The organism is Microbacterium oxydans (assembly GCF_006540085.1).
GTDB classification, from domain to species: domain Bacteria; phylum Actinomycetota; class Actinomycetes; order Actinomycetales; family Microbacteriaceae; genus Microbacterium; species Microbacterium oxydans.
Genome location: NZ_BJOG01000002.1, coordinates 252,716 through 277,969, shown reverse-complemented (window position 1 = coordinate 277,969; position 25,254 = coordinate 252,716). Strand labels below are relative to the sequence as shown.

Annotated in this window: 19 protein-coding genes; 15 read left to right on the top strand and 4 right to left on the bottom strand. The window is 70.3% G+C overall.

The genetic code is table 11. From position 1 onward, the window contains the following. Positions 1 to 153: 153 nt before the first annotated feature. The 14 genes from MOX01_RS07165 to MOX01_RS07100 all read left to right on the top strand — a co-directional run bounded on the left by MOX01_RS07165 (position 154) and on the right by MOX01_RS07100 (position 20,125). The gene (locus MOX01_RS07165; RefSeq protein ID WP_141369084.1) at positions 154 to 1,641 is read left to right on the top strand and encodes an amidohydrolase family protein; all 1,488 of its coding nucleotides are present in this window, start codon (positions 154 to 156) and stop codon (positions 1,639 to 1,641) included. Beyond that, entirely contained in the window at positions 1,638 to 2,984 is a 1,347-nt protein-coding gene (locus MOX01_RS07160; RefSeq protein ID WP_141369082.1) for a serine hydrolase domain-containing protein, read from the top strand. Before MOX01_RS07165 ends, MOX01_RS07160 begins: the two co-directional genes overlap by 4 nt. 142 nt (positions 2,985 to 3,126) lie before the next feature. Continuing rightward, on the top strand, positions 3,127 to 4,515 hold the full coding sequence (locus MOX01_RS07155; RefSeq protein WP_141369080.1) for a serine hydrolase domain-containing protein: 1,389 nt from the start codon (positions 3,127 to 3,129) through the stop codon (positions 4,513 to 4,515). Beyond that, a complete protein-coding gene (locus MOX01_RS07150) occupies positions 4,512 to 5,438 on the top strand; it encodes a serine hydrolase (RefSeq protein ID WP_141369078.1) in 927 nt (308 codons plus the stop codon). The genes MOX01_RS07155 and MOX01_RS07150 overlap by 4 nt, the downstream gene beginning before the upstream one ends. Before the next feature lie 64 nt (positions 5,439 to 5,502). Then, on the top strand, positions 5,503 to 7,095 hold the full coding sequence (locus MOX01_RS07145) for an ABC transporter substrate-binding protein (RefSeq protein WP_141369076.1): 1,593 nt from the start codon (positions 5,503 to 5,505) through the stop codon (positions 7,093 to 7,095). A 20-nt stretch (positions 7,096 to 7,115) separates the two neighbouring features. Beyond that, complete coding sequence (locus MOX01_RS07140; RefSeq protein ID WP_058632408.1) at positions 7,116 to 8,114, top strand: ABC transporter permease; 999 nt, start codon at positions 7,116 to 7,118, stop codon at positions 8,112 to 8,114. Further along, positions 8,111 to 10,057 (top strand): dipeptide/oligopeptide/nickel ABC transporter permease/ATP-binding protein, encoded by a 1,947-nt coding sequence (locus tag MOX01_RS07135; protein WP_141369074.1) that lies wholly within the window; start codon positions 8,111 to 8,113, stop codon positions 10,055 to 10,057. The genes MOX01_RS07140 and MOX01_RS07135 overlap by 4 nt, the downstream gene beginning before the upstream one ends. Continuing rightward, positions 10,054 to 11,097: an ABC transporter ATP-binding protein gene (locus MOX01_RS07130; RefSeq protein WP_141369072.1), complete on the top strand. Its 1,044-nt coding sequence runs from the start codon at positions 10,054 to 10,056 to the stop codon at positions 11,095 to 11,097. Before MOX01_RS07135 ends, MOX01_RS07130 begins: the two co-directional genes overlap by 4 nt. Before the next feature lie 18 nt (positions 11,098 to 11,115). Beyond that, positions 11,116 to 14,448: a serine hydrolase gene (locus MOX01_RS07125; protein ID WP_141369070.1), complete on the top strand. Its 3,333-nt coding sequence runs from the start codon at positions 11,116 to 11,118 to the stop codon at positions 14,446 to 14,448. Next, positions 14,448 to 15,581, top strand: a complete 1,134-nt coding sequence (locus MOX01_RS07120) for a M20 family metallopeptidase (RefSeq protein ID WP_141369068.1) — start codon at positions 14,448 to 14,450, stop codon at positions 15,579 to 15,581. Before MOX01_RS07125 ends, MOX01_RS07120 begins: the two co-directional genes overlap by 1 nt. Then, positions 15,578 to 16,480 carry a GNAT family N-acetyltransferase gene (locus MOX01_RS07115; RefSeq protein ID WP_141369066.1) on the top strand — a complete coding sequence of 301 codons (903 nt, stop codon included), beginning with the start codon at positions 15,578 to 15,580 and terminating at the stop codon, positions 16,478 to 16,480. The genes MOX01_RS07120 and MOX01_RS07115 overlap by 4 nt, the downstream gene beginning before the upstream one ends. After that, positions 16,477 to 17,583: an o-succinylbenzoate synthase gene (menC, locus tag MOX01_RS07110; RefSeq protein WP_141369064.1), complete on the top strand. Its 1,107-nt coding sequence runs from the start codon at positions 16,477 to 16,479 to the stop codon at positions 17,581 to 17,583. The genes MOX01_RS07115 and menC overlap by 4 nt, the downstream gene beginning before the upstream one ends. Before the next feature lie 124 nt (positions 17,584 to 17,707). Then, the gene (locus MOX01_RS07105; protein WP_046749717.1) at positions 17,708 to 19,378 is read left to right on the top strand and encodes a helix-turn-helix domain-containing protein; all 1,671 of its coding nucleotides are present in this window, start codon (positions 17,708 to 17,710) and stop codon (positions 19,376 to 19,378) included. 285 nt (positions 19,379 to 19,663) lie between these two features. Beyond that, entirely contained in the window at positions 19,664 to 20,125 is a 462-nt protein-coding gene (locus tag MOX01_RS07100; protein ID WP_046749869.1) for an Lrp/AsnC family transcriptional regulator, read from the top strand. 15 nt (positions 20,126 to 20,140) lie between these two features. Here MOX01_RS07100 and MOX01_RS07095 read toward each other — a convergent pair whose 3' ends face one another. Genes MOX01_RS07095 through rsmA form a run of 3 tightly spaced genes read right to left on the bottom strand, consistent with a single transcriptional unit; the run spans position 20,141 to position 23,039 of the window. Continuing rightward, positions 20,141 to 21,073, bottom strand: coding sequence for a 4-(cytidine 5'-diphospho)-2-C-methyl-D-erythritol kinase (locus MOX01_RS07095; RefSeq protein ID WP_141369062.1), 933 nt, complete (start codon positions 21,071 to 21,073; stop codon positions 20,141 to 20,143). A gap of 7 nt (positions 21,074 to 21,080) precedes the next feature. Next, positions 21,081 to 22,148, bottom strand: coding sequence for an L-glyceraldehyde 3-phosphate reductase (gene mgrA, locus MOX01_RS07090; protein ID WP_058632402.1), 1,068 nt, complete (start codon positions 22,146 to 22,148; stop codon positions 21,081 to 21,083). A gap of 9 nt (positions 22,149 to 22,157) precedes the next feature. Then, positions 22,158 to 23,039 carry a 16S rRNA (adenine(1518)-N(6)/adenine(1519)-N(6))-dimethyltransferase RsmA gene (rsmA, locus tag MOX01_RS07085; protein WP_141369060.1) on the bottom strand — a complete coding sequence of 294 codons (882 nt, stop codon included), beginning with the start codon at positions 23,037 to 23,039 and terminating at the stop codon, positions 22,158 to 22,160. A gap of 53 nt (positions 23,040 to 23,092) precedes the next feature. Between rsmA and MOX01_RS07080 the strand changes: the two genes are divergently transcribed. Further along, the gene (locus MOX01_RS07080) at positions 23,093 to 24,379 is read left to right on the top strand and encodes an MFS transporter (RefSeq protein ID WP_230977830.1); all 1,287 of its coding nucleotides are present in this window, start codon (positions 23,093 to 23,095) and stop codon (positions 24,377 to 24,379) included. Here MOX01_RS07080 and MOX01_RS07075 read toward each other — a convergent pair. After that, on the bottom strand, positions 24,358 to 25,251 hold the full coding sequence (locus tag MOX01_RS07075; protein ID WP_061015081.1) for a TatD family hydrolase: 894 nt from the start codon (positions 25,249 to 25,251) through the stop codon (positions 24,358 to 24,360). The two genes, MOX01_RS07080 and MOX01_RS07075, sit on opposite strands and share 22 nt — an antisense overlap. Positions 25,252 to 25,254 lie beyond the last annotated feature (3 nt).

Genomic DNA, 25,254 nt, shown 5'->3' with positions numbered 1-25,254 from the left:
ACATCCCCAGTACATTATGTCTGTCGACGCCTTCCCGTGCACCTCCCCGTGGACCGGGGCGCGCAGAACGGGTTGTACGGCGGCACCGGAACCACCACCCGGTTTCGTCGCACCGCACCGGATCGCCCTCGTCCCGCGTGGCAGGGTGACAGCGTGGACACTATGCTGCGCGGCGGGCGCGTCATCGACCCGAAGACGGAGACCGACCGGATCACCGACCTCCTCCTCGCCGACGGGCGCGTGGCGGCTCTCGGCGACGGACTCACGGCGCCGGCCGATGCCGAGGTGGTTGACGCCACCGGTCTCATCGTCGGGCCGGGGTTCGTCGACCTGCACAGCCACGTGCACTCCATCGCGGGACAGCGGCTGCAGGCGATGGACGGCGTCACCACGGCACTCGACCTCGAAGCCGGACTCATGCCCATCGCCGAAGCCCTCGCCCGTGCCGCCGCGGACGGCCGACCGCTGAACTACGGGTTCTCGGCCTCCTGGTCGCAGGCGCGGGCGTACGCGCACCTCGACCGGGTGCCCGTCGCCGACTTCACCGCGTCGATGGATCTGCTCGGCAAGCCGGAGTGGCAGCGCTCGTCCTCCCCCGCGGAGCGCCGCCGCTGGCTGGGGTTGTTGGAGGACGAACTGGGGGCCGGTGCCCTCGGCATCGGCGTGCTCATGGGGTACGCGCCACGCTCCGATCCGGACGAGTACCTCGACCTCTCTCGCCTCGCCGCCGCCGCGCACGCTCCGACCTTCACGCATGTGCGAGAGCTGATCGAAGCCGACCCCCGCACTCCGATCGACGGCTCTGAGGAGCTCGTCCGCGCCGCCGCCGAGACGGGTGCCGCGATGCACCACTGCCACGTGAACAGCACCTCGCTGCGGCACGTGGACCGCGTGCTGGGGCTGATCGACCGCAGCCGCGCCGCCGGGTCCCGCGTCACGGTCGAGGCCTACCCCTACGGCGCGGGCAGCACCGCGATCGGCGCGTTCTTCCTCGCTCCCGAGAAGCTCCCGGGCCTGGGCATCACCCCGAGCTCGCTGGTGCTCGTGGACACCGGCGAGCGCATCGCCGACGAAGCCCGGCTGCGGGAGGTGCGGGCGACCGACCCCGGAGCGACCTGCATCGTGACGTTCCTCGACGAGGCCGATCCGTTCGACCGCGCGCACCTGCACCGCGCACTCGCCTACCCCGACGCGATCGTGGCGAGCGACGCGATGCCGGTCTCCTGGACGGGGATCGACGGCCGCACGCTGTACGAGCAGCGCGACTGGCCGCTCCCTCCCGGTGGGCACACGCATCCGCGCACCGCCGGCACGTTCGCCAAGTCGCTCCGGCTCATGGTGCTCGAGAGCGGCACGTGGAGCTGGCTCGACGCCTTCCGCCGCTGCTCCTTCCTGCCCGCCCGCGTGCTGGACGAGGTCTCGTCCGGGATGCGGAGCAAGGGGCATCTGACCGTCGGAGCGGATGCGGACGTGGTGGTGATCGACCCGACGACGCTGAGCGACAGGGCGACCTACGCCGATCCGACCCGACCGTCGCAGGGCGTACGGGAGCTGTTCGTGCACGGCACTCGCGTCGTGCACGAAGGAGAGCTCGTGACCGCTGCGCTTCCGGGGCGCGCCGTGCGGGGGGATGCATCATGAGCACAACACAGGGGACGAGCGCAGACCTGCAGGGGTTCCTCGATGAGACGGCCGCTGCCCTGAACGTGCCTGGCGCGGTCGTCGGGGTGATCGACGGGGACAGGGAGATCGTCTCGACGACCGGTGTCGCGGCGGTCGACACGGGCGCAGCCGTGACGGAGCGCACCCTGTTCCAGATCGGCTCCACCTCGAAGACCTTCACCGGGACGGTCGCGATGCATCTGGTCGAGACCGGGGCCATCGACCTCGACACCCGCGTGGTCGAGGTGCTCCCCGGCCTCCGGCTCGCCGACGAGGAGGCGCTGGCTGAGCTGCGCATCCGGCATCTCCTCACGCACTCCGGCGGCTTCCTCGGCGATGCGGATGAGCGCCCCGGGTGGGACGACGATGCCCTCGCCCGCAACGTCGCGACCTTCGCCGAGCTCCCGCAGCTCTTCCCTCCCGGCACCATCGCTTCGTACAGCAACGCGGGAATCCGGCTGCTCGGCCGTGTGATCGAGCGGGTCACCGGCGAGACGTTCGAACGTGCCGTGCAGCGCGTCGTGCTCGATCCTCTGGGCATGTCGGAGACGTTCTTCTTCCCCTGGGATGTGATCGCCCGTCCGCACGCGGTGGGTCACGTCCCCGACGGGTCAGGAGCGATGACGACGTTCCCGCACTGGCCGCTGACCCGTGACATCGCACCGGAGGGCGGGATCGTGTCGTCCGTACGCGATCAGCTCGCATACGCCCGCTTCCAGATGCGCGGCGAGACCTCGGGAACGACGCCGGTCAGCGACGCCACGCGACTCCTGATGCAGCAGCCCCACCTCGCGGCCGGCCCGCCCGTCGATGCGATCGGCCTGCCGTGGCTGCTCGGCCATCACGGTTCGGCGCGGGTCGTGATGCACGGAGGGAACATCGCCGACACGCAGCTCAGCGAATTCGTCCTCGCCCCCGACGAAGACCTCGCGGTCACGGTCCTGACCAACAGCGGTGGCGGGAAAGCGCTGGGGACGGCCGTCGTCGACTGGTGCTTCCGCAACCTTCGCGGCATCGAGAAGGCGCCGGAGAAGGTCGAGCTCGGCCCCGCGGACAGGCTCGACGACGTGGTGGGCGTCTACGACGCCGGGCAGTGGCACTACGACGTGACCCGCGCGGGTGATGCTCTCGAGTTCGCGATGGTGCTGCGTGCGGACATCGCCGCGCTCGGCATCCCTCCGCGGCCGCCCCTGCGACTGCGTGTGCGTGCCGACGGCGCCCTGATCACGGATGCCGCCCAGCCCGTCGGTCGTCTCCTCGACGAGACGGAAGGCGGCCCCGAACTGCTCCATGTGGGCCTGCGCGCCGTGCGGCGGCGCTGACTCGGGGAACGTTCGTCCGGCCGCACCAAGGTCTGCGCAAGTCTCGTCGCCGGGAACCAACGAGGCGTCGGATCGCCCGAATAGTCTCGGCCCCATCGCCGTCGCCCGAAGACGACGGCCCACTCGACGAAGAGGAGCGCACGTGTCCGACCTGAACGAAATCGGCAGCTGGGTGCGGGAGAACCTTCCCACGATGCTGGCCGACGCGCATATCCCTGCCGCATCCGTCGCGATCCTGGCCGGTGGCGAGATCTTCACCACCGCAGCCGGGATCCTCAATCGCAACACCGGCGTCGAAGCCGACGAGGACTCGGTCTTCCAGATCGGGTCCATCACGAAGACCTGGACGGCCACGCTGATCATGCAGCTCGTCGACGAGGGTCTGCTCGACCTCGACGCCCCGGTGCGCGAGGTGGTACCGGAGTTCACGATCGGCGACGACACGGCGGCGAGGGCGATCACCCCCCGTCAGCTGCTGAGCCACGTGAGCGGGTTCGAGGGCGACCTGTTCAACGACACCGGGGTCGGCGACGACGCGGTGGAGAAGTACCTCGCGACGATCGCCGACGCCCCGCAGCTCTTCGCTCCCGGCGAGCGGTTCTCGTACAACAACGCCGCGTTCGTGGTGCTCGGCCGCATCGTCGAAGTGCTGCGCGGCACGTCCTACGATCAGGCGCTGCATACCCACCTCGCCGCTCCCCTGGGGCTCACTCACGTCGCCACCACGGCCGCGGAGGCGATCATGTTCCGCGCGGCGCTCGGGCACATCCCCGCGGAGGGCAGCGACGAACCCGTGCCGGCGCCGGTGTGGAGCCTGGTGCGCTCGAACGCCCCCGCGGGATCGATGCTCGCCATGACGGCGCGAGACCTGGTGACCTACGCCCGCATGCATCTGGACGGCGGCGTCGCCGCCAACGGCACAAGGGTGCTCTCGGAGCAGAGCGTGCTGGCCATGCAGGAACGGCAGGTCGACCTGCCCGAACTCGGCCTGATGGGCGACGCCTGGGGTCTGGGCTGGGAGATCTTCGACTGGGACGGCGGACCCGTGATCGGCCACGACGGCGGCACGATCGGCCAGAACGCATTCCTGCGCATGGTGCCGGGCGCGGGAGTCGCGGTGGCGGTGCTCACGAACGGCGGACGCACGGTCGATGCGTACCATGCCATCACGTCGAAGGTGCTGGCCGCCCTCGCCGGGGTCACGGTCCCGGAGCTGCCGTCGATCCCCGACTCCCCGGTCGCGATCGACCTCGAGCGGATCCTCGGCACGTACTCGTCGTCGGTCTCCGACTCCACCGTGCGGGTCGACGACGATGGCCGCATCTGGCTGGAACGCACCATGAAGGGGATCTTCGCCGAACTGGGGCCGGCACCGGAGCCCGTCGAGCTGATCGGCTGGGCCGGCGACACCCTGCTCCCTCGCGAAGCGCAGAACGGGATGCGCATGCCGCACGCCTTCGTCGGCGACGACGGCAGCGGACGTGCTCTGTACCTGCACACCGGACGAGCCGACCGCCGGGTGGACGCATGAGCAGCATCGCGGCCACCGTGCCGGAAACGGACACGTCGGGCGTCGAACGACGGATCGCCGAGATCTTCGCAGATGCAGGGGCCACGGGCTTCCTCCATGCCAGGGAGATCGGTGTCGAGGGCGGTCCTGAAGTGACCGTTGGCGCCGATGAGCCGGTGGTGCTCGCCTCGGTCTTCAAGATCCTGGTGCTGACCGCTTTCGTCCGCGCGGTCGCCGCGGGAGAGCTCGACCCCGCGGCGCGCACGACCGTGACGGCGCGCTACCGCATCGGAGGGGTGGGCACGGCCGGCTTCGCGGACGACGTGGAGATGAGCTGGCGCGATCTGGCCCTGAACATGATGACCATGAGCGACAACGCGGCGACCGACGTCATCTACCACCGCCTGGGCGCAGAGGCCATCAATCGCGTCATCTCCGACCTCGCGCTGCGGCAGACCCAGCTCGTGGGATGCTGCGAAGACCTGTTCGCCTCGGTGGTCGTCGACCTCGGCGGCGCGGCCGACAGCGACCTGGACGACCTGTTGACCGGAGCGAGCGCGGAGCAGATCCTCGCCCTCGACGCCGTGCAGCCGCTGCGGACGTCGCACTCCACGCCGCGCGAGGTGACCGCCGTGCTGAACGCGCTGTGGACCGACGCCGCCGCCGCACCGGAGGCCTGTCGTCAGGCGCGCGACATCATGGCACTGCAGATCTGGCCGCACCGACTCACCTCCGGGTTCCCTGCCGAGGTGCGCATCGCCGCGAAGACCGGCACACTCCCGACCTGGCGCAACGAAGCCGGTGTGGTCACCTACCCCGACGGCCGTCAGTACGCGGTGGCCGTGTTCACTCGAGCAGCATCGCTCAGCGACCGACAGCCGCTCGTGGACGCCTCGATCGGACGCGCCGCCTTCGCCGCCGTCGAAGACCTGCGCGCGCGCTGATCCCCGACCCGTATCCCCCTGCACCACCCACCTGCACCATCCCGAACACTGCTGGAGGCTTCTGATGCGTTCTCGTACCCCGCTGGTCGCGCTGCTCGGCGCTGCGGCGCTCGCCCTGACGTCCTGCGCCGGAGGCGCCCCGCCCAGCGGGGATGCCACGGACGGCGTGCTCGCCGACGGCAAGACCTTCACCTCGGTGATCTCCACCGATCCCGGCAGCCTCGACCCCTTCGTCACCGTGATGTCCGTCGCGCGCTCGATCGACCGCTTCCTGTACGCGCGGCTCGTCGAGGTGCTGGAGGACGGCAGCATCGCCTCCGGCCTCGCCGACTCCTGGGAGGCGGACACCACGACCGCGACCTTCACGCTCCGTGACGGTCTCACGTGCGAGGACGGCACCCCGCTCACGGCCACCGACGTGGCCGCGAACATCACCCACATCGGAGACCCGGCCAACGGCTCGCCCCTGGTCGGGCTGCAGGTGCAGCCGGGCACCAGTGCCGTGGGCGACGACACCGCCGGCACGGTGACCGTCACCAGCGGACGACCGGACTCGTTCCTGATCGAGAACATCGGCAGCATCTCGATCGTCTGCGGATCGGTGATCGACGACCCGGATGCGCTCGCCAAGGGCGAAGGCGCCACCGGCATGTTCACCATGGCCGAAGTCGTCCCCAACAGCCAGTACACGCTGACCCGTCGCGACGACTTCGCCTGGGGCCCCGACGACTGGGACCCGAAGCAGAAGGGGCTCCCCGACTCCGTGGTCTTCCGCGTCATCCCGAACGAGACGACCGCCACGAACCTGCTGCTCTCCGGCGAGGTCAACGCCGCCCTCGTGATCGGTCCGGACAACAAGCGCCTCAAGGACGCCGGGCTGTTCCACACCGAGATCCCGACCCCGGCAGGACAGTTCATCTTCAACCAGGCGGAGGGACGCCCCACCGCTGACCAGGCCGTGCGCGAGGCGCTGCTCGAGGCACTCGACCTCGACCAGATGCGCCAGGTTCTCGGCAGCGGATCCGCCAGCGTACCCACCGGGCTCGTGACCGTGTCGCCGAACCCCTGCCGTGCGGACGTGCTGAAGGGCTTCATGCCCGAATTCGACGCGAAGGCCGCAGCCGCAGCGCTCGACGGGGCGGGGTGGAAGGCCGGCAGCGACGGCGTGCGCACCAAGGACGGCGAGACGCTGACCCTGCGCATGATCTACTCCTCGCAGCTCGGCGACGCCGGCAACGCCGCAGCGGAGCACGCCCAGGCCGCCTGGAAGGAGCTGGGCGTCGACATCACGGTCGCCGCCGTGGACTCGCCCACGCTGAGCGAGACCCTGTTCTCCACGGGCGACTGGGACATCTCGGCCGCGCCGCTCACCGTCTCGCTGCCGAGCATGCTCGTGCCGTTCTACTCGGGCCCGACGCCGCCGAACGGCACCAACTTCGCCTCGATCGACAATCCGGAGTACACGGAGGCCGTCACCGCGGCATCCGCGAAGGCCGGCAGCGAAGGGTGCGACGACTGGGGCACCGCCGAGCAGGCCCTGTACGCGACGACCAGTGTCATGCCGTACGCGAACATCGACCGGTCGACCTTCGCGACCAAGGCGACGTTCACCGAGGGCGACGGCATCGACCCCACGTCGATCCGCATGTACGAGTAATCGGAGACCGGAGACAGCCGATGGCCAGCACCACCGCCACGCAGGCGATACTGATCAGATCCGCCCGGTCGGACAACCCCTGGTTGTCCTTCCTGGTCCGGCGCGGAGGGCAGTTCCTGCTCTCGGTGTGGGTGCTGGTCACGGCTGCCTTCCTCATGATCCACCTCGTGCCGGGCGACCCGGTGCGCGCGGCGCTGGGGCTGAACGCCCCGGCCGAGCTCGTCGAGGCCCGGCGCGCGGCTCTCGGCCTCGACCAGCCGCTCATCGTGCAGTACTTCCGCTACATCGGGGGGCTGTTCACCGGCGACATGGGCTCCTCGATGATCACCAGCCAGCCCGTCTCCGAGATCATCGCCACCCGGCTCCCCGCGACTCTCCAGCTCGCCCTGCTCGCGGTCGTGCTCGTGCTGCTGGTCTCGGTCCCGCTCGGGGTGACCATGGCCGTCGCCACCCGCGGCGGTCGCCGACGCGGGCTGGAGCTGGCGTTCGCGACCGGTTCGGTCATCCTCGCCGCGATCCCCGAGTTCCTCCTCGCTGTCGGCCTCGTGTACGTGTTCGCGGTGTCGCTCGGGTGGTTCCCCGTCGCCGGGAACACCGCTCCGTTCGCGCTCGTGCTGCCGGTCGTGGCGCTCGCGGTCGGCCCGATCGCGGTGTTCTCACGCATCATCAGGGTCGAGGTGCTCTCCGTGCTCGGCCAGGACTTCATCCGCACCGCGCGGGCCAAGCGCCTCGCCCCGCGCCGCATCTACTCCCGCCATGCGCTCCCGAACGCCATGACCGCGACCCTCACCCTCACCGGACTGCTCCTGACGGGGATGGTCGCCGGCACCGTGCTGGTCGAGAACGTCTTCGCCTGGCCGGGGCTCGGCACCATGATCGTGCAGTCGATCCTCACCAAGGACTACTCGGTCGTGCAGGGCATCGTGCTCGTCTACGGCGTGGGGGTGCTGGTCGTGAACCTCGTGATCGACGTGATCCTCGCGCTCCTCGATCCTCGCTCCACCATCAGGGAGGCATGATGTCCGCACGCACGGCATGGTCCGGCATCGTCCGCTCGCCCCTCGGCATCACCGCCCTCGGTCTGATCCTGCTCGTCACGCTCGGCGCGATCTTCGCCCCGGTGATCTGGGGCGCCCAGGCCGAGCAGGTGGACCCGACCGCGATCACGCAGGGACCGAGCGCGGAGCATCTGCTGGGAACCGACGCCCTCGGCCGCGACGTGCTCGCCCGCGTACTGGTCGCGACCCGACTCTCTGTGGTGCTCGCCGTGGTCGCGGTGGTCATCGGTGTGGTCGCCGGAACGCTGCTCGGCACGGCACCGTCGGTGCTCCCCCGATGGGTCGGACGCCCGATCGTCGGCTTCGTCAACATCGCCGTGGCCTTCCCCGGCCTCCTCCTCGCCCTGTTCTTCGCCGTCATCTTCGGCGTCGGCTCCACCGGTGCCGTGCTCGCGATCGGCTTCGCGATGGCGCCGCAGTTCGCCCGTCTCACCCAGACCCTGTCGGCGGCGATCGCCGGTCGCGACTTCATCTCCGCCGCCCGGGTCGCCGGAGTCTCGCGCCTGCGGGTCCTCATCCGCCACATCCTGCCCAACATCGGCGAGCCGCTCATCGTGAACGCGACCGTCGCGGCCGGCTCGGCACTGCTGGCCTTCGCCGGACTCTCGTTCCTCGGTCTGGGCGTGCAGGTGCCGGAGTACGACTGGGGCCGCCTGCTCGGCGAGGGCCTCAACCGCATCTACCTCAACCCCGCGGCGGCGCTCGGACCGGCCGTGGCCGTGGTGATCGCCGGCCTCGCCTTCAACCTCCTCGGAGAGACGGCGGCTGCAGCTCTGGGCGGACGGTCGGCTCGGCGCCGCCATCGCCTTCCCGCCGTCGCGCTCCCCGGAGCGACCGGACTCGATGCCAGCAAGCCCGCGCAGGTCGACGGTGAAGAAGTGGTGCTCCTCGTCGACGACCTGCGCGTCTCCTTCCCCACGGCCGCCGGGTGGGTCACCCCGGTGCGCGGCGTCTCGTTCACCGTGTCGCGCGGCGAGGCGATCGGCGTGGTCGGCGAATCCGGATCCGGCAAGAGCCTGACCGCCCTCGCCGCAGCCCGGCTCATCGAGCGTCCCGGCCATGTCGCCGCCGCGCAGCTGGACTTCTGCGGCACTCCGCTGCTGACCAGCTCGGATCGGGCGGTGCGAAGCCTGCTCGGCACGTCGCTCGCGATGGTCTTCCAGGACCCGATGACGTCGTTCAACCCGACCAGGCGCATCGGATCGCAGCTCGCCGAGGCAGCCTCCGAGCACCAGGACATCACGCGGAAGCAGGCCATGGACCGGGCGATCGAGCGCCTGCAGTCGGTGCGGGTGCCCGCGGCCGCCCGCCGCGCCCACCAGTACCCGCACGAGTTCTCCGGCGGCATGAGGCAGCGCGCGATGATCGCGATGGGTCTCATGAACCACCCGCGGCTGATCATCGCCGACGAGCCGACCACCGCGCTCGACGTGACGGTGCAGCGACAGGTGCTCCAGCTGCTCGCGGGAGTGCGGCGCGACACCGATGCCGCGATCCTGCTGATCAGCCACGACATCGCCGTGGTCGCGCAGACCTGCGACAGGGTGCTCGTCATGTACGCGGGCCGCATCGTCGAAGACCTGCCCGCGGCGACCCTGCACACCGACGCCAGGCACCCGTACACCCGGGCACTGCTCGAGGTCGTACCCGAGCTCGACGCCGACCGCAACGAGCCGCTCAAGATGATCCCCGGCCGCCCGCCGGCGCCAGGGGCCTTCCCCGTCGGGTGCGCGTTCGCCGCCCGGTGCCCCCTCGCCACCGATCTCTGCCGCGAGAGCGACCCCGAACTGGTGGCCGACGCAGCGGGACACCGGGTCGCGTGCTGGCACCCGGTCGACGGCGAGGCTCCGGCGCCGGTGGCCATCGCCATGAGCACCGAAGAGGAAGAGACGGTCCTGAGATGAGCGAACTGCGATTCGAGCGGGTCAGCGTGCGCTACGGAACGCACCGCGCCGGTCTCACGGCCGTCGACGACGTCTCCCTCGTCGTGCCGTCCGGCTCCGTGGTCGGGCTGGTCGGCGAATCGGGGTCGGGCAAATCGACGCTGGCTCGCGCGGCGATCGGCCTCGCGCCGATCAGCGAGGGAACGATCACGCTCGACGGTGCGGATGTGCGCAGCTTCGGTCGTCGACGCCCCATCCAGATGGTGTTCCAGGATCCGTTCTCCTCGCTCGACCCCCGGATGACGATCGGCGAGTCCATCGCCGAGGCGCTCCCCCGCGACATCCGCGGCACCGCTGCCCGACGCGCGGAGGTCGCCAGACTGCTCGACCTGGTGAGCCTGGACGCCGACCGCGCCCCGTCTCTTCCGGCAGCGCTCTCCGGCGGGCAGCGACAGCGCATCGCCCTCGCCAGAGCGCTCGCCGCGCGACCGGAGGTCGTGATCGCCGACGAGATCACGTCGGCGCTCGATGTGTCGGTGCAGGGCTCGGTACTGAACCTCGTGCGGGAGCTGCGCGGTGAACTCGACCTCACGATGCTGTTCATCTCGCACAACCTCTCGGTCGTGCGCTATCTGAGCGACCACATCGCCGTGATGTATCTCGGGCGGATCGTGGAGTTCGGCCCCACCGAGCAGGTGCTCGCCGACCCGCAGCACCCGTACACGAGGGACCTGTTGCAGGCGGCGCCCACCAGGAACGGCGACCTGCTGGCGGTCGACCCGCTCGCCCCGGTCGACGTGGAGCCCGCCGACCCGCATGCGCCTCCCAGCGGATGTCGGTTCCACCCGCGGTGCCCGATCGGTCCCGCGGCACGACCCGATCGTCAGGTCTGCGTGATCGCGGATCCTCCTCTGCCCTCGGGTTCAGCCGGAGCCGCGTGCCATTTCGCCGGCACGCACGCGGACGTCGCGCTCGGAACTGTGCCCATCTCCCAAAGCATCCCCCTGGTTTCGGCCGCGACCACAACACCGTCCCCGCTCTCAGCGGACACAGTGAACTGACCATCGATTGGAGCTCTCATGAACCGCGTCACCGTCGACGACCTGCTCTCCGTCCGCACACCGGAGCAGCCCGCGCTGTCTCCGGACGGCACCCGCATCGCCTACGTGCTGCGGACGACCGACCGCGACGGCGACCGCGACACCCGCGCGCTCTGGCAGGTGGCGTCCTCCGGCGGAGCCCCCGCCCCGCTGACGCACGGCACAGGGGATTCTGCCCCCGTGTGGAGCCCCGACGGCGCGCAGCTGGCGTTCCTGCGGGCACAGGACGGACCCGCGCAGCTCTGGGTCCTCCCTGCAGGCGGAGGTGAGGCCCGCAGTCTGACCGCTCTCCCCCTCGGCGCCGGCGCCGCGGCCTGGAGCCCTGACGGTGCCCGCATCGCCTTCACCGCCCCGGTCGACAGTGCGGCCCTCCCCGGCGAGGACAAGGACACCATCCTGGCCCGTCGTTCGGCTCCGACCGGCACCGACCGTCTCGGATACAAGGCGGATGGCGCCGGAAACCTCGGCACTCTCGTGCAGCAGCTGCACGTGCTCGACGTCGCCTCCGGGAAGATCACCGTGGTCACGCATGGACGCTCGCACGCCTCCGAGCCCTTCTGGTCGCCGGACGGCACCCGCATCGCCTACTCCGCGAGCATCGAGGACGATGCGGACCTGACGATGCGGATCCCCGTGCTCGTGTGCTCGTCCACCGACCCGAACAGCCCCCCGGTGCAGGTCAGCGCCGCCGACGTGCAGGCGACGGCGGTGGGCTGGACCCCCGACGGTCGCCACGTGCTCGCGGCCGGACGCACCGACACCGAGGTCGGCAACGCGGACCTGCTGCTGTTCCCCGTCGACGGCGGAGACCCGCGGAACCTCACCGCCGGCCTCGACCGCAACGTGATGCCCGGTGGTCCGGGCTACCCCGGCGGCATGCCGCAGTTCACGGAGGACGGCGACATCGTGTTCTGCCTTCGCGACAACGGCTACTCGCACGTGTACCGGGTCGCGCAGGACGGCTCCGGTGCCGCGCCTCTCGTGGACGGAACCGCGAACGTCTCGGGGCTGTCGGTCGCAGGATCGTCCGCCGCGATCGTGCTCACCACACCGGAGTCGTTCGGCGATGTCGCGCTCCTGGACCTCTCCGACGGCACGGCGCGTGCCCTCACCGACTACGGCACTCCCGAGTTCGAGCTCGTGCCCGCGGAGGAGCGCCGATTCACGATCTCCGACGGCACGGTCGTCACCGGCTGGCTGCGCCGCGACCCCGACGCCGCGGCCCCGCTCCCGCTCCTGCTCGACATCCACGGCGGGCCCCACAACGCCTGGAACGGGGCAGCGGACATCGCCCACCCTTATCACCAGGTGCTCACGCGACGCGGCTGGGCGGTCCTGACCCTCAACCCCCGAGGAAGCGACGGCTACGGCGACGCGTTCTTCTCGGCGGTATCCGGCGGCTGGGGAGTCAACGACGCGAACGACTTCCTGGAGCCGATCGACGCTCTCGTGGCGGAAGGCGTCGCGGATCCGGCGCGCCTCGCCGTCACGGGCTACAGCTACGGCGGCTTCATGACGTGCTTCCTCACCTCGCGCGATGACCGCTTCGCCGCCGCTGTCGCCGGTGGCGTCGTCACCGACCTGTTCTCGATGGGCGGCACGTCGGACTTCGGCCACTACCTCTCCTCCAAGGAGAACGGCGGTCTGCCGTGGCGCGACGAGGAGCGCATCTCCGCGCAGTCGCCGTTCACGCGGGTCGATCAGGTGAAGACGCCGACGCTGATCCTGCACGGCGCAGCCGACGACCGCTGCCCGGTGGGTCAGGCGGAGCAGTGGTTCACGGCGCTGCGCGAGCGCGGGGTGCCGACCCGTCTCGTGCTCTACCCCGGTGGCTCGCACCTCTTCGTGCTCTCCGGGCCGCCGTCGCACCGCGCCGACTTCTCGCAGCGGGTGATCGATTGGGTGGAGCAGTACGCCCCGCCAGCGGGGAAGCCGGTGCGCGCACGACTCGACGCCCGGCACTGGCAGCATCGACTGAGCGCCCTGGCCGAGGCGCACAAGGTTCCCGGGGCGACCCTCGGCATCCTCCGTCTCGGAGAGGAGCCCGTGTATGCGCACCACGGCATACTCAACGTGCGCACGGGGATCGAGACCACCGACGACTCGGTGTTCCAGATCGGCTCGATGAGCAAGGTGTGGACCACCTCGGTGGTGATGAAGCTCGTCGACGAGGGCAGGCTCGACCTCGACACCCCGATCGTGGAGTACGTCCCGGAGTTCGCCTCGTCGGATCCCGAGGTCACCCGCACCGTGACGATGCGTCACCTGCTCAACCACACGAGCGGGATCGACGGCGACGTGTTCACCGATACCGGCCGCGGAGACGACACCCTGGAGAAGTACGTCGCGCTGCTCGACGGCATCGCGCAGAACCACCCGCTCGGTGCCACGATGTCGTACTGCAACTCCGGATTCGTGCTGGCCGGTCGGGTGATCGAGAAGATCACGGGTACCAGCTGGGACCAGGCGATGCGCGACCTGTTGATGACGCCCCTCGGTCTCACGCACTCCTGCACGCTCCCCGAAGAGGCCATCATGTTCCGTGCCGCCAGCGGCCACACCGAAGTGGGTGATGACGGACCGACCCTCGCCCCTGCCTGGATGCTCCCGCGCGCGATGGGTCCGGCGGGACTGGTGAACTCCACGACCGCCGACGTGCTCGCCTTCGCCCGCATGCACCTCACGGGGGGACTCGCAGCCGACGGCACGCGGGTGCTGTCGGAGGAGAGCGTGCGACGGATGCAGCAGCGGGAGGTCGACATGCCCGACCCGTACTCCCTCGGCGATGCCTGGGGCGTGGGGTGGATCCTGTTCGACTGGGACGGGCGCCGACTCTACGGCCACGACGGGAACACCATCGGCCAGGCGGCGTTCCTGCGCATCCTGCCGGACGAGCAGCTCGCGGTGACGATGCTCACCAACGGCGGCAACACGCACGACCTGTACGCCGAACTGTTCGACGAGATCTTCTCCGAGCTCGCGGATGTGCACGTGCCGGCGGGCCTCACCCCGCCTGCGGAGCCGTTCGCCGACGACTTCTCCGAGTTCGAGGGCATCTACGACCGCTCAGGGGTCCGTACCGAGATCTTCCGCGACGACGAGGGCCTGCGCATGCGCACCACGCTCAACGGCCCGCTCGCCGCCCTGCTCCCCGATCCGGTGCAGGAGCACCCGCTGGTCCCGGTGCGTCACGGCGAGTTCGTGATGCGACCGGAGGGCGAGCAGGGGTGGCATGCTGTGGTCTTCTACTCCCTGCCCAGCGGCGAGCGCTACCTGCACCACGGTGTGCGCGCAGCGCCGAAGGTGTCGTGATGCGCGTGCAGGCGGACGCGGACCTCGACCTGGTCCTCGCCGACATCGAGACCCTCGTCTCCTGCGAGTCGCCGTCGGACGACCTCGAAGCCGTCTCCCGCAGCGCCGACGTCGTCGCCGCCCTCGGTGAGAGGCTGCTGGGGGTCGCCCCGGAACGCATCGTCATCGACGGGCGCACGCATCTGCGCTGGCGATTCGGCGATCCGGTCGTGCTGCTCCTCGGCCACCACGACACGGTATGGCCGCTCGGCTCGCTGCGGCGGTTGCCGTTCACCGTCGAGGACGGTGTGCTCCGCGGACCCGGATGCTTCGACATGAAGACGGGCGTCGTGATGGCGCTGCATGCCGTCGCCGCACTGTCCGATCGCACCGGCATCAGCATCCTGATCACGGGTGATGAAGAACTCGGTTCTCCGAGTTCGCGCGCCCTGATCGAGCAGGAGGCGATCGGCTGCGCTGCGGCGCTCGTGCTCGAGGCCTCGGCCGACGGCGGTGCCGTGAAGATCGCACGCAAGGGCGTCTCGCTCTACCGTGTGCATGTCACGGGGCGTGCCGCCCATGCCGGGCTCGAACCGGAGCGTGGCGTGAACGCTGCCGTCGAGGCGGCCCACCTCGTGCTCGCGATCGCGCGGCTCGGCGACCGGTCGGTGGGGACCAGCGTGACGCCCACGCTCCTGCGCGCCGGCAGCACCACCAACACGGTGCCGGCCGAGGCGGAGTTCGCCGTCGACGTGCGCGTGCGCACGGTCGCGGAGCAGGACAGGGTGGATGCCGCCCTCCGTGCGATCCCTGCCACCCTTCCCGGTGCCTCCGTGCGCGTGGTCGGCGGTGCGAATCGTCCGCCACTCGAGCCCGAATCCTCGGCACCGCTGTTCGCGCTGGCACTCGAGATCGCCGAGCGTGCCGGTCTCACTCCGTTCCACGGCGTCGAGGTCGGCGGCGCGTCCGACGGCAACTTCACCGCCGCGCTCGGGGTGCCGACGCTGGATGGGCTCGGCGCGGTCGGCGGCGGCGCCCATGCCGACGATGAGCACGTGATCGTCGCACTGATCCCGGAGCGCATCGTGCTGCTGCAGGAGCTGATCCTCGCCGTCAGAGAACGCACGCCGGCGCGGAACGGAGGACGGGCATGAGCCTGACGGACGCCGCGGCCTTCCCCGCGTCGCCGGAGGAGGCCGCCGATGCCGCGAACGCCGCCGCGGCGAAAGCGGGGGTGGAGATCCGCCTGCTGGAGGATGTGGAAGACTTCACGCTGGTCGCCGAGCTGTTCCAGAGCATCTGGACCAAGCAGGGCGAAGCCTCCCCCGTGAACGTCGAGACGCTGCGGGCGCTGTCGAAGGCCGGCAGCTACGTGGGCGGAGCATTCGAGCACGACGAGCTCGTCGGCGCATGCTTCGGCTTCTTCGCCGCTCCCGAGCAGCGTGCGCTGCACAGCCACATCGCGGGCGTCTCCTCGCGGATGCGCGGTCGCAGCGTCGGTTTCGCCCTCAAGGTGCACCAGCGCGCGTGGGCGCTCGAGGAGGGTCTGGACGAGATCTCCTGGACGTTCGATCCCCTCATCAGCCGCAATGCGCACTTCAACCTCGTGAAGCTCGCCGCGACCCCGACGTCGTATCACCGCAACTTCTACGGACACATGGCCGATGCGCTCAACGGGGCGGACGACACCGATCGGATGCTCGTGACCTGGTACGTGCGCGACCCCAGGGTGGTCGCCGCCTGTCACGGGGAGCCGGTGCCTGAGATCGTGGAGATCGACACCGAGGAGATCAACGCCGAGGAGATGTCCGTCGAGCCGCTGCTCAGCGTGGGCGGCGACCTCGGGCCGCTGCGGCATCGCACCGACGCGCGCCTGGTACGGGTGGCGCTGCCACGCGACATCGAGACCTTGCGCCTGACCGAACCCGCACGGGCGACCGCATGGCGTCTGGCGTTGCGCGAGACGCTCGGATCATCGCTGGAGGGTGGAGGGCGCGTGCTCTCGTTCGACCGCTCCGGCGCCTACACCATCGACAGAGGAGAACAGGGATGAAGCTCACCGGATTCGAGCTGCGCGTGATCGAGATGCCGCTGGTGTCGCCGTTCCGGACGTCGTTCGGCGTGCAGACCGTGCGCGAGGCCCTGGTGGTCCGCGCCGTCACCGACGAGGCGGAGGGCTGGGGCGAGGGTGTCGCGATGAACGACCCGCTGTACTCCTCCGAGTACGTGGAGGCGAGCGTCGATGTGATCACCCGGTTCCTGCTGCCCGCGCTCGCGCAGGTGAAGGACCTGGACGCAGATGGGGTCGCTCCGGCGCTGGCGAAGTTCAAGGGTCACCGCATGTCGAAGGCCGCGGTCGAGCTGGCGATCCTCGATGCCGAGCTGCGGGCGGCCGGGGTGCCGCTCTCGCGCGAGCTGGGCGCCGTGCGCGACCGGGTCGACTGCGGTGTCTCGGTCGGGATCATGGACTCCATCCCCGAGCTGCTCGAAGCCGTCGGCGGCTACCTCGACGAGGGGTACGTGCGTATCAAGCTCAAGATCGAGCCCGGGTGGGACATCGAACCGGTGCGCGCCGTGCGGGAGCGCTTCGGCGACGACGTGCTGCTGCAGGTCGACGCGAACACCGCCTACCACCGTGGCGATGCCCGGCACCTCGCCAAGCTCGACCCGTTCGACCTGCTCCTGATCGAGCAGCCGCTCGACGAGGAGGACCTTCTCGGACACGCGCAGCTCGCCCGGGCGATCACCACCCCGGTGTGCCTCGACGAATCGATCGTGTCGGCCAGGGCCGCGGCGGACGCGATCGCCCTCGGCGCCTGCTCGATCGTCAACATCAAGCCTGGCCGTGTGGGCGGGTACCTGGAGGCACGACGCATCCACGACGTGTGCGCGGCGAACGACATCCCGGTGTGGTGCGGCGGGATGCTGGAGACCGGGATCGGGCGTGCGGCGAACGTCGCCCTCGCAGCCCTCCCCGGTTTCACCCTCCCCGGCGATACCTCGGGCTCGGGCCGTTACTACGCGCGCGACATCACCGAGCCGTTCGTCGTCGAGGACGGCACGCTCACGGTGCCGACCGGCCCGGGGATCGGGGTCACCCCTGACCGGGAAGCGCTGGATGCGGTGACGATCCGCACGGAGTGGATCACCTTCTGAGAGCGGGCTGACGGCCCGCGCGGGGCACGACGATCCTGTCGAGATCGACCAAGAGTCGATACGATTTCGTCGTGCCCCACAGCTCCGCCACCCGTGGTCGCCCCCTAGCCTGGGCGCTGTGCTCATGTCCGTGACGACCAGGCCCCGCGCCAGCCTCGGCCGGGTCATCGAAGACCTCGGCACCACCCTGCTCGAGGTGGTGAGCGGCGCCGTCGACGACGAGGCCGAGATCGAGACCGTGGTCATCCACGACGTCCTCGACGACGCGATGCCGATGCGCGGGGCACTCGTGCTCGGTGTCGGGCTGAGCGATCCCGATGAGATCGCCGAACTCCTGCAGAACCTTGCTGCCCAGCACGCCTCCGCCCTCGTGCTGCGCGCTCCGGTGCGGGCCGAACAACCGGTGCGCGATGCGTCCGAGGCCACGGGCATCCCGGTGCTCGCGCTCACCCGCGGGGCGTCGTGGGCGCAACTGGCTGCCATGCTGCGCTCGCTCATCGCCGAGGGTGACGTCGGCGATCAGGGAACGACGACGCTGGGCGGCATGCCCTCCGGCGACCTCTTCGCCCTCGCCAACGCGATCGCCACGCTGCTGAACGCACCGGTCACGATCGAGGACCGCAACTCGCGGGTCGTCGCGTTCTCGGGTCGCCAGCACGAGGCCGATCCGGCGCGCATCGAGACGGTGCTCGGTCGGCAGGTTCCCGAACGGTTCGCGCGGCAGCTCGAGGAGCGCGGCGTCTTCCAGGAGCTGTACCGCAGCGAGGATCCGATCCACGTCGGACCGGTGTCCAACACCGAGGGTCTGCCGTCGTTCCCTCGCGTGGCGCTGGCCGTGCGTGCGGGCGACGAGATCCTCGGATCCATCTGGGCGGCTGTGCAGGAACCGCTCTCGCCCGACCGCGTACGAGCGCTGAAGGACTCGGCCGGGCTGGTGGCCCTGCACATGCTGCGTCTGCGCGCCGGCGCCGACGTGGAGCGCCGACTGCGCGCCGACCTGCTCTCCACGATCCTGGAGGGAGGGCCGGGGGCTGCGGATGCGACGGCTCGTCTGCGCCTGAGCGATCATCGGTGCGTCGTGCTCGCCGTGTCCGCCACGGAGGACATCGACGACGAGCCCTCCGCCGGGGCACGAGGTGTCGCGGAGAGGCAGCGGATCGCCGATGCGTTCGCCGTGCACCTGGGGGCCGTGTACCTCCGCTCGGCTGTGGCCGTGATCGGCGATGTCGTGTACGCCGTCGTCGGGATCCGCCCAGAGCAGGGCGATGCCGATCCCGGATCGGAGCATCCCGACGCGGACAGCCGCGCCGCGCGCGTCGCCACGGACTTCCTGGGCCGGCTCGGCGCGACCGCTGAGATCCGCATCGGCGTCGGCACGGTGGCGGAGGCGGTCGCAGACATCCCTTCCTCGCGCGCGAATGCCGACCGCGCTCTGCGCGTGGTCCGTCAGGCGCCTTCCGGCGAACCGGTCGCACGGTTCACTTCGGTGCAGATGGAGGCGCTGCTGGTCGAACTCGCCGACCTCGTCCGCGCCAGGGGCGATCAGCCCACCGGTCCGGTCGCGCAGCTGCTGGCGCAGGACAGGGAGAAGGGGACGCACCTGGTGGAGACCTTGCGCGCCTGGCTCGACGCGTTCGGAGATGTGGCCGTCGCCGCAGCCCGCGTCTACACGCATCCCAACACGTTCCGCTACCGGCTGCGTCGCCTGTCGGAGATCAGCGGACTCGACCTCGCCGACCCGGAAGCCCGGTTCTCGGCCATGGTGCAGCTGCGGCTGCTGGTCCCCCGCGACTGAGACCCAGACGGCCCTGACATCCGGAGAGTGCGCCCGCCCCGCCCCCTTGCTGAACGAGGCGGCTGCAGGGACGGGGCCGGTCGAGGCTCGTGGCCCGTCGCCCTCTGCACCCTGGTCGTGAGGCTCGTGGCCTGTCGTTCGGGTGCGCGTGATGTCCGCTCGTGACCGACATCGTGCGTATCTGACACCGATTTGACCACAATGCAATCATTCAGACCATAGAGTGATTTCTGATTGAACGATCCGATCAATCGTGACTCCGCACAGAAGGCGACGGTGATCGAAATGGCCAACCTCGACGCGACCGACCGCAGGATCCTCACCGTGCTCGACGGTGACCCCCGCCGTCCGGTCGCCCTGATCGCCCAGGATCTCGGCCTCGCCCGCGGCACCGTGCACGCTCGACTGGATCGCCTCGAATCCGGAGGATACCTGCGTGCGCACAGCTCGCGAGTGCTGCCGCAGGCCCTCGGGCGCGGTGTCGCGGCCTCGATCCTGGTCGAACTCGATCAGCATCAGATCACGGACGCGATCGATGCGCTCAGTCGCGTCCCCGAGGTGCTGGAGTGCTTCGCTCCCGCCGGCGACACCGACCTGCTGCTGCGTGTCGTCGCGAAGGACCCCGACGACCTCTACCGCGTGGCCGAGGTCGTGCGGCTGTGCCCCGGCATTCTCCGCACGTCGACGAGCCTGTTCCTGCGCGAAGTGATCCCCTATCGGGTGAGCGCGCTCCTGCAAGCCGACTGAGCCGGCACGCGATCCTCAGCCGATGATGCGGGCACCCGGCACGGGGCCGTGCACGTGCAGCGGGTCGAGCCCGTTCTCCCGCAGGGACGACTGCACGTCCTGCGCCGTCTCAGGGTCGGGGCAGAGCAGCGCGATCGTGGGCCCCGAGCCCGACACGATGCCCTGCAGCGCACCGGCGGCGACCCCGAGGCTGATCGTCTCGGCGAGGTCGGGCCGTTCGTACAGCGCCGCGGCCTGCAGATCGTTGAACAGGGTGTCGGCGAGCTGGGCCGGGTCCCCCGAACGCAGCGCCTGCAGCACGGGGATGGGCACGTCCAGCGACTGCTGCGGGTCGTCGGCCAGGGCGCCCTCGTCCTCGCGCAGCAGGTCGAGGCGCTCGTACACCACGGGCGTCGACAGCCCCTGCTCGCTGGGCACCAGGATCCAGTCGAAGCGTCCGCGGGCGAGTGCCGGGTTGAGCTGGTCTCCCCGCCCCGTGCCCACAGCCGTTCCCCCGTGCAGCGCGAACGGCACGTCGGCACCCAGACGCGCGGCCAGGTCGTGCAGTCGGGCCTGCGACAGCCCGGTGCCCCACAGCGCATCGCACGCCACGAGGGCGGCTGCCGCGTCTGCCGACCCTCCCCCCATGCCGCCGGCGACGGGCACGCTCTTGCGGATCTCGAGCGCCACCCCGCCCGGATGATCCACCGCGACGGCGAGCAGCTTGGCCGCGCGCATCGCGAGGTTGCGGTCGTCCAGCGGCACGGACTCGATGTCCTCCACTCCGGAGACCGTCACCGAGAAGTCGTCGGCGGGGCGCGCGATCACGTCTTCGTAGAGCGAGACCGCCTGGAAGACCGTCGCCAGCGCGTGATAGCCGTCGTCGTGCCGGCCGCCGACCCCGAGGAAGACGTTGATCTTCCCCGGGGCGCGCACGTGCACGGAATCGGCGAACGCGGCATGGCTCATGATCGGGTCACAGCTCCGAGGACTTCGCCCACAGGTTGACGTCGATGGCGCCGGCGAGCTCGTCGATGCGGGCGAGCTCCTCGGTCGTGAAGTCGGGACCGTTCACGGCCGCGATGTTCTCATCCAGCTGCTCAGGACGCGAGGCGCCGATCAGCGCCGAGGCGACGACGGGGCTGCGCAAGGTCCACTGCAGTGCGAGCTGCGCGAGCGACTGGCCGCGCCCCTGAGCGACCTCGTTCAGCGAACGCAGGGTCTGCACGGCCTCGTCCGTGAGCCGGCCCTCCGGCAGCGAGCCGCGCTTCTGCGCACGCTCGGCCGTGCCGTCTCCGAGGTACTTGTCGGTGAGCAGGCCCTGAGCCAGCGGGGTGAACGCGATCGCGCCGAGGCCCGACTGCTCCAGGGTGTCGGTCAGTCCGTCTTCGACCCAGCGGTTCAGGATCGAGTACGCGGGCTGGTGGATGACGAGCGGGGTGCCGAGCTCCTTGGCGACGGCCACGGCCTCGGCCGTACGCTCCGCACTGTAGGAGGAGATACCGACGTATAGGGCCTTGCCCTGGCGCACGAGCGTGTCGAGCGCGCCGACCGTCTCGGCGATCGGGGTGACCGGGTCGACACGGTGGGAGTAGAAGATGTCGACATAGTCGAGGCCCATCCGCGTCAGCGACTGCTCGGCGCTCGCGAGGATGTACTTGCGGCTCGCGAAGTCGCCGTACGGGCCGGGCCACATGTCCCAGCCGGCCTTCGACGAGATGATCAGCTCGTCGCGGTAGGGGCGGAGGTCTTCGGCGAAGATGCGGCCGAAGTTCTTCTCGGCGGAGCCGTAGGGCGGGCCGTAGTTGTTCGCCAGGTCGAAGTGGGTGATGCCCCGGTCGAACGCGTGGCGCAGCAGTGCGCGCTGGTTGTCGAGCGGGATGTTGTCGCCGAAGTTCCACCACAGCCCGAGCGAGATCGGGGGCAGGTACAGGCCGGACGTGCCGACCTGACGGTAGGCGAACTGCTGGTAGCGGCTCTCGTCCGCGGCATACGGACGGTGCAGCTCGGGGACATCGGGACGGAAGCGGGGGGAGTCGGTCACGGTGCCAGATTACTGGGTGGAAGCGACATCGTCGGAGAGCATGTCCAGCGCGGGAGCGTGCTGTGCGATGCGCTGGTAGTCCTCGACCGTGAGGTCCTCGCCCCGAGCCGTCGGTGCGACACCGGCGGCGGTCAGCACCTCCGAGGCGGCAGCCGAGCTGCCGAAGATCCCGGACAGTGCCTGACGCAGCATCTTGCGGCGCTGGTTGAAGGCCGCATCGACGATCTGGAACGTGCGACGGCGCTCCTCCTCCGTGCCGCGCTCACCCTCGGACCGGTCGAAGCCGACGAGCAGGCTGTCGACGTTCGGCACCGGCCAGAACACCTGGCGGGAGACATTTCCGGAGAGCTTCCACTCGCCGTACCAGGCGGCCTTGACGCTGGGCGAGCCGTAGATCTTCGAGCCCGGCTTCGCGGCCAGCCGTTCGGCGACCTCGGCCTGGACCATCACCACGCCGCGCTGGAGATACGCGAAGTTCTCGAGGAAGTGCAGCAGCACCGGCACCGAGACGTTGTAGGGGAGGTTGGCGACCAGCACGGTGGGCTCGCCGGGGAGCTCGGTGATGCGCAGCGCATCCGCATCGACGACCGTGAGGCGGTCGGCCTCGACACCGTGCTCGGCGGCCGTCTGCGCGAGCCGGGCCGCGAGTCGGTGGTCGATCTCGACGGCCGTGACGGAGGCGCCGGTCTCGAGGATCGCCAGCGTCAGGGAGCCGAGACCCGGACCGACCTCGACCACGCGCTCGTGCGGCTGCACACGGGCGGCCTGCACGATCTTGCGCACGGTGTTCGCATCGGTGACGAAGTTCTGGCCGAGCTTCTTCGTCGGGGTGACGTCGAGCTCGGCGGCGAGGCGGCGGATCTCGGAGGCGCCGAGCAGGGTGACGGTCATCCCCCCATTCTCCCCCACACTCCGATGTCCCCCCTCCTCAGTAGTCTTCTCTGGTGCCTTCTCTCGGAGAACTCGTCGCGCCCCGTCGCATGGGCCGCGATTTCCGATGGTTGCTCGCGTCGTCGTGGACGAGCAACGTCGGTGACGGCGTCGCGCTCGCGGCCGCTCCCCTGCTGATCGCATCGATGACCTCGTCGCCGATCCTGGTGGCGGCCGGCGCGATCCTGCAGTTCCTCCCCTGGCTCCTGTTCGGCCTGCATGCGGGAGCGATCGCCGACCGCTTCGACCGACGCCGCCTGGTCATGTTCGCGAACGCCTCCAGGGCTGTCGTGCTCCTCGCACTGTGCGTCTTCCTGATCACCGGCGTCGCGAACATCTGGATCGTGCTCGCTGTGGCCTTCCTCTACGGCACCGCCGAGGTCTTCGTCGACACGGCGGGCAGCACGCTGCTGCCGATGCTGGTGAAGCCCGCCGACCTCGGCATCGGCAATGCACGCCTGCAGGCCGGATACCTGGTGGCGAACCAGTTCGCCGGTCCGCCGCTGGGCGCCTTCCTGTTCGCCGCCGGCACCGCGTGGCCGTTCCTGCTCGAAGTCGTGTGCGTCAGCCTCGCGGTCGTGCTCATCTCCCGCATGGCTCGCACCCCGGTGCCGCCGCGCGCGACCGACGAGCACACGCCGGTGCACACCGACATCGCCGAGGGGCTCCGCTGGCTGTGGCGCAACCCGCCCGTGCGCATGCTGGTGCTCATCATCCTGGTGTTCAACATCACCTGGGCGGCGCCCTGGGGTGTGCTCGTGCTCTACGCGACGGAGCACCTGCAGATGGGCGCGGTGGGCTACGGCGCCCTCACGACCGCGTCGGCGGCCGGTGGCATCCTCGCGACGCTCAGCTTCGGCTGGTTGGAGCGACACGTCTCCTTCGCCACCCTGATGCGTGTCGTGCTGTCGCTCGAGGTGCTCATGCACCTGGCGTTCGCCCTCACCACCGTCGGATGGGTCGCGCTGATCATCATGTTCTTCTTCGGGGCGTACGCGTTCGTCTGGGGCACGATCTCCACGACCGTGCGACAGCGTCTGGTGCCCGCCGAGCTGCAGGGCCGGGTGGCCTCCGTGAACATGGTCGGGGTGTTCGGCGGCATGGTCGTCGGGCAGGCGCTCGGCGGCGTGATCGCCCAGGTGTGGGGACTCACCGCGCCCTGGTGGTTCGCCTTCGTCGGGGCGGCCCTCACCCTGCTGCTGGTGTGGAAGCCGATCTCGCAGATCGTGAGCGCGAAGCCCGTCGCCGAGACCGGGCCCGAAGACGTGGAACCCGAAACTCAGTCGGCGAACGAGCCGTAGACCCGCAGGGTGTTCTCGGCCAGCTGGGCGCACAGCTCGTCGACCTCGATGTCGAGCTCGGCGGCCATGAAACGCACGGTGATCGGCACGAGGTAAGGCGCGTTCGGGCGGCCCCGCAGCGGCACGGGAGTGAGGAACGGGGCATCCGTCTCGACGAGGATGCGATCGAGCGGCGTCACCTTCAGCGCATCCCGCAGGTTCTGCGCGTTCTTGAACGTCACGTTGCCGGCGAACGACAGGTGGTAACCGGCGTCCGCGCAGAGGCGGGCCATCGCGTCGTCGCCCGAGAAGCAGTGGAACACCGTGCGTTCCGGGGCGCCGACACGGGAGAGCGTCTCGAGCACGGCCTCATGCGCGTCGCGGTCGTGGATCTGCATCGCGATGCCGTGCTTCTTCGCGAGCGCGATGTGCGCCTCGAACGAGGCGAACTGCGGCGCGCGGCGCTCGGGCTCTGTGCGGAAGAAGTCGAGCCCCGTCTCGCCGATCGCCCTGGTGCGGGGGTGCGCGGCGAGCTCGTCGATCACCTCGATGGCCTCGTCCAGGCCCACGCCACCCCGCAGGCCCTCTTCCGCGTACGTCGGGGCATCGTTCGGGTGGATGGCGACGGCGGCCAGGACGCGGGGATCCGACTCCGCGGCCTCGACCGCCCACCGGGACGACTCGATGTCGCCCGAGGCCTGCACGACGCCGGCGATGCCAACGGCCGCCGCGCGGTCGAGCTGCTCGGTGAGGCTCAGCGGCTCGTCGCCGTCGACGATCTCCAGGTGCGCGTGGTTGTCGTACACCGGAACGGCCAGCGGCTCGGGCGCGGCGGGATACCTCAGATCCTTGCGTCCGTCACCGTCACGGCGCTGCACATACGTACCCGACATCGC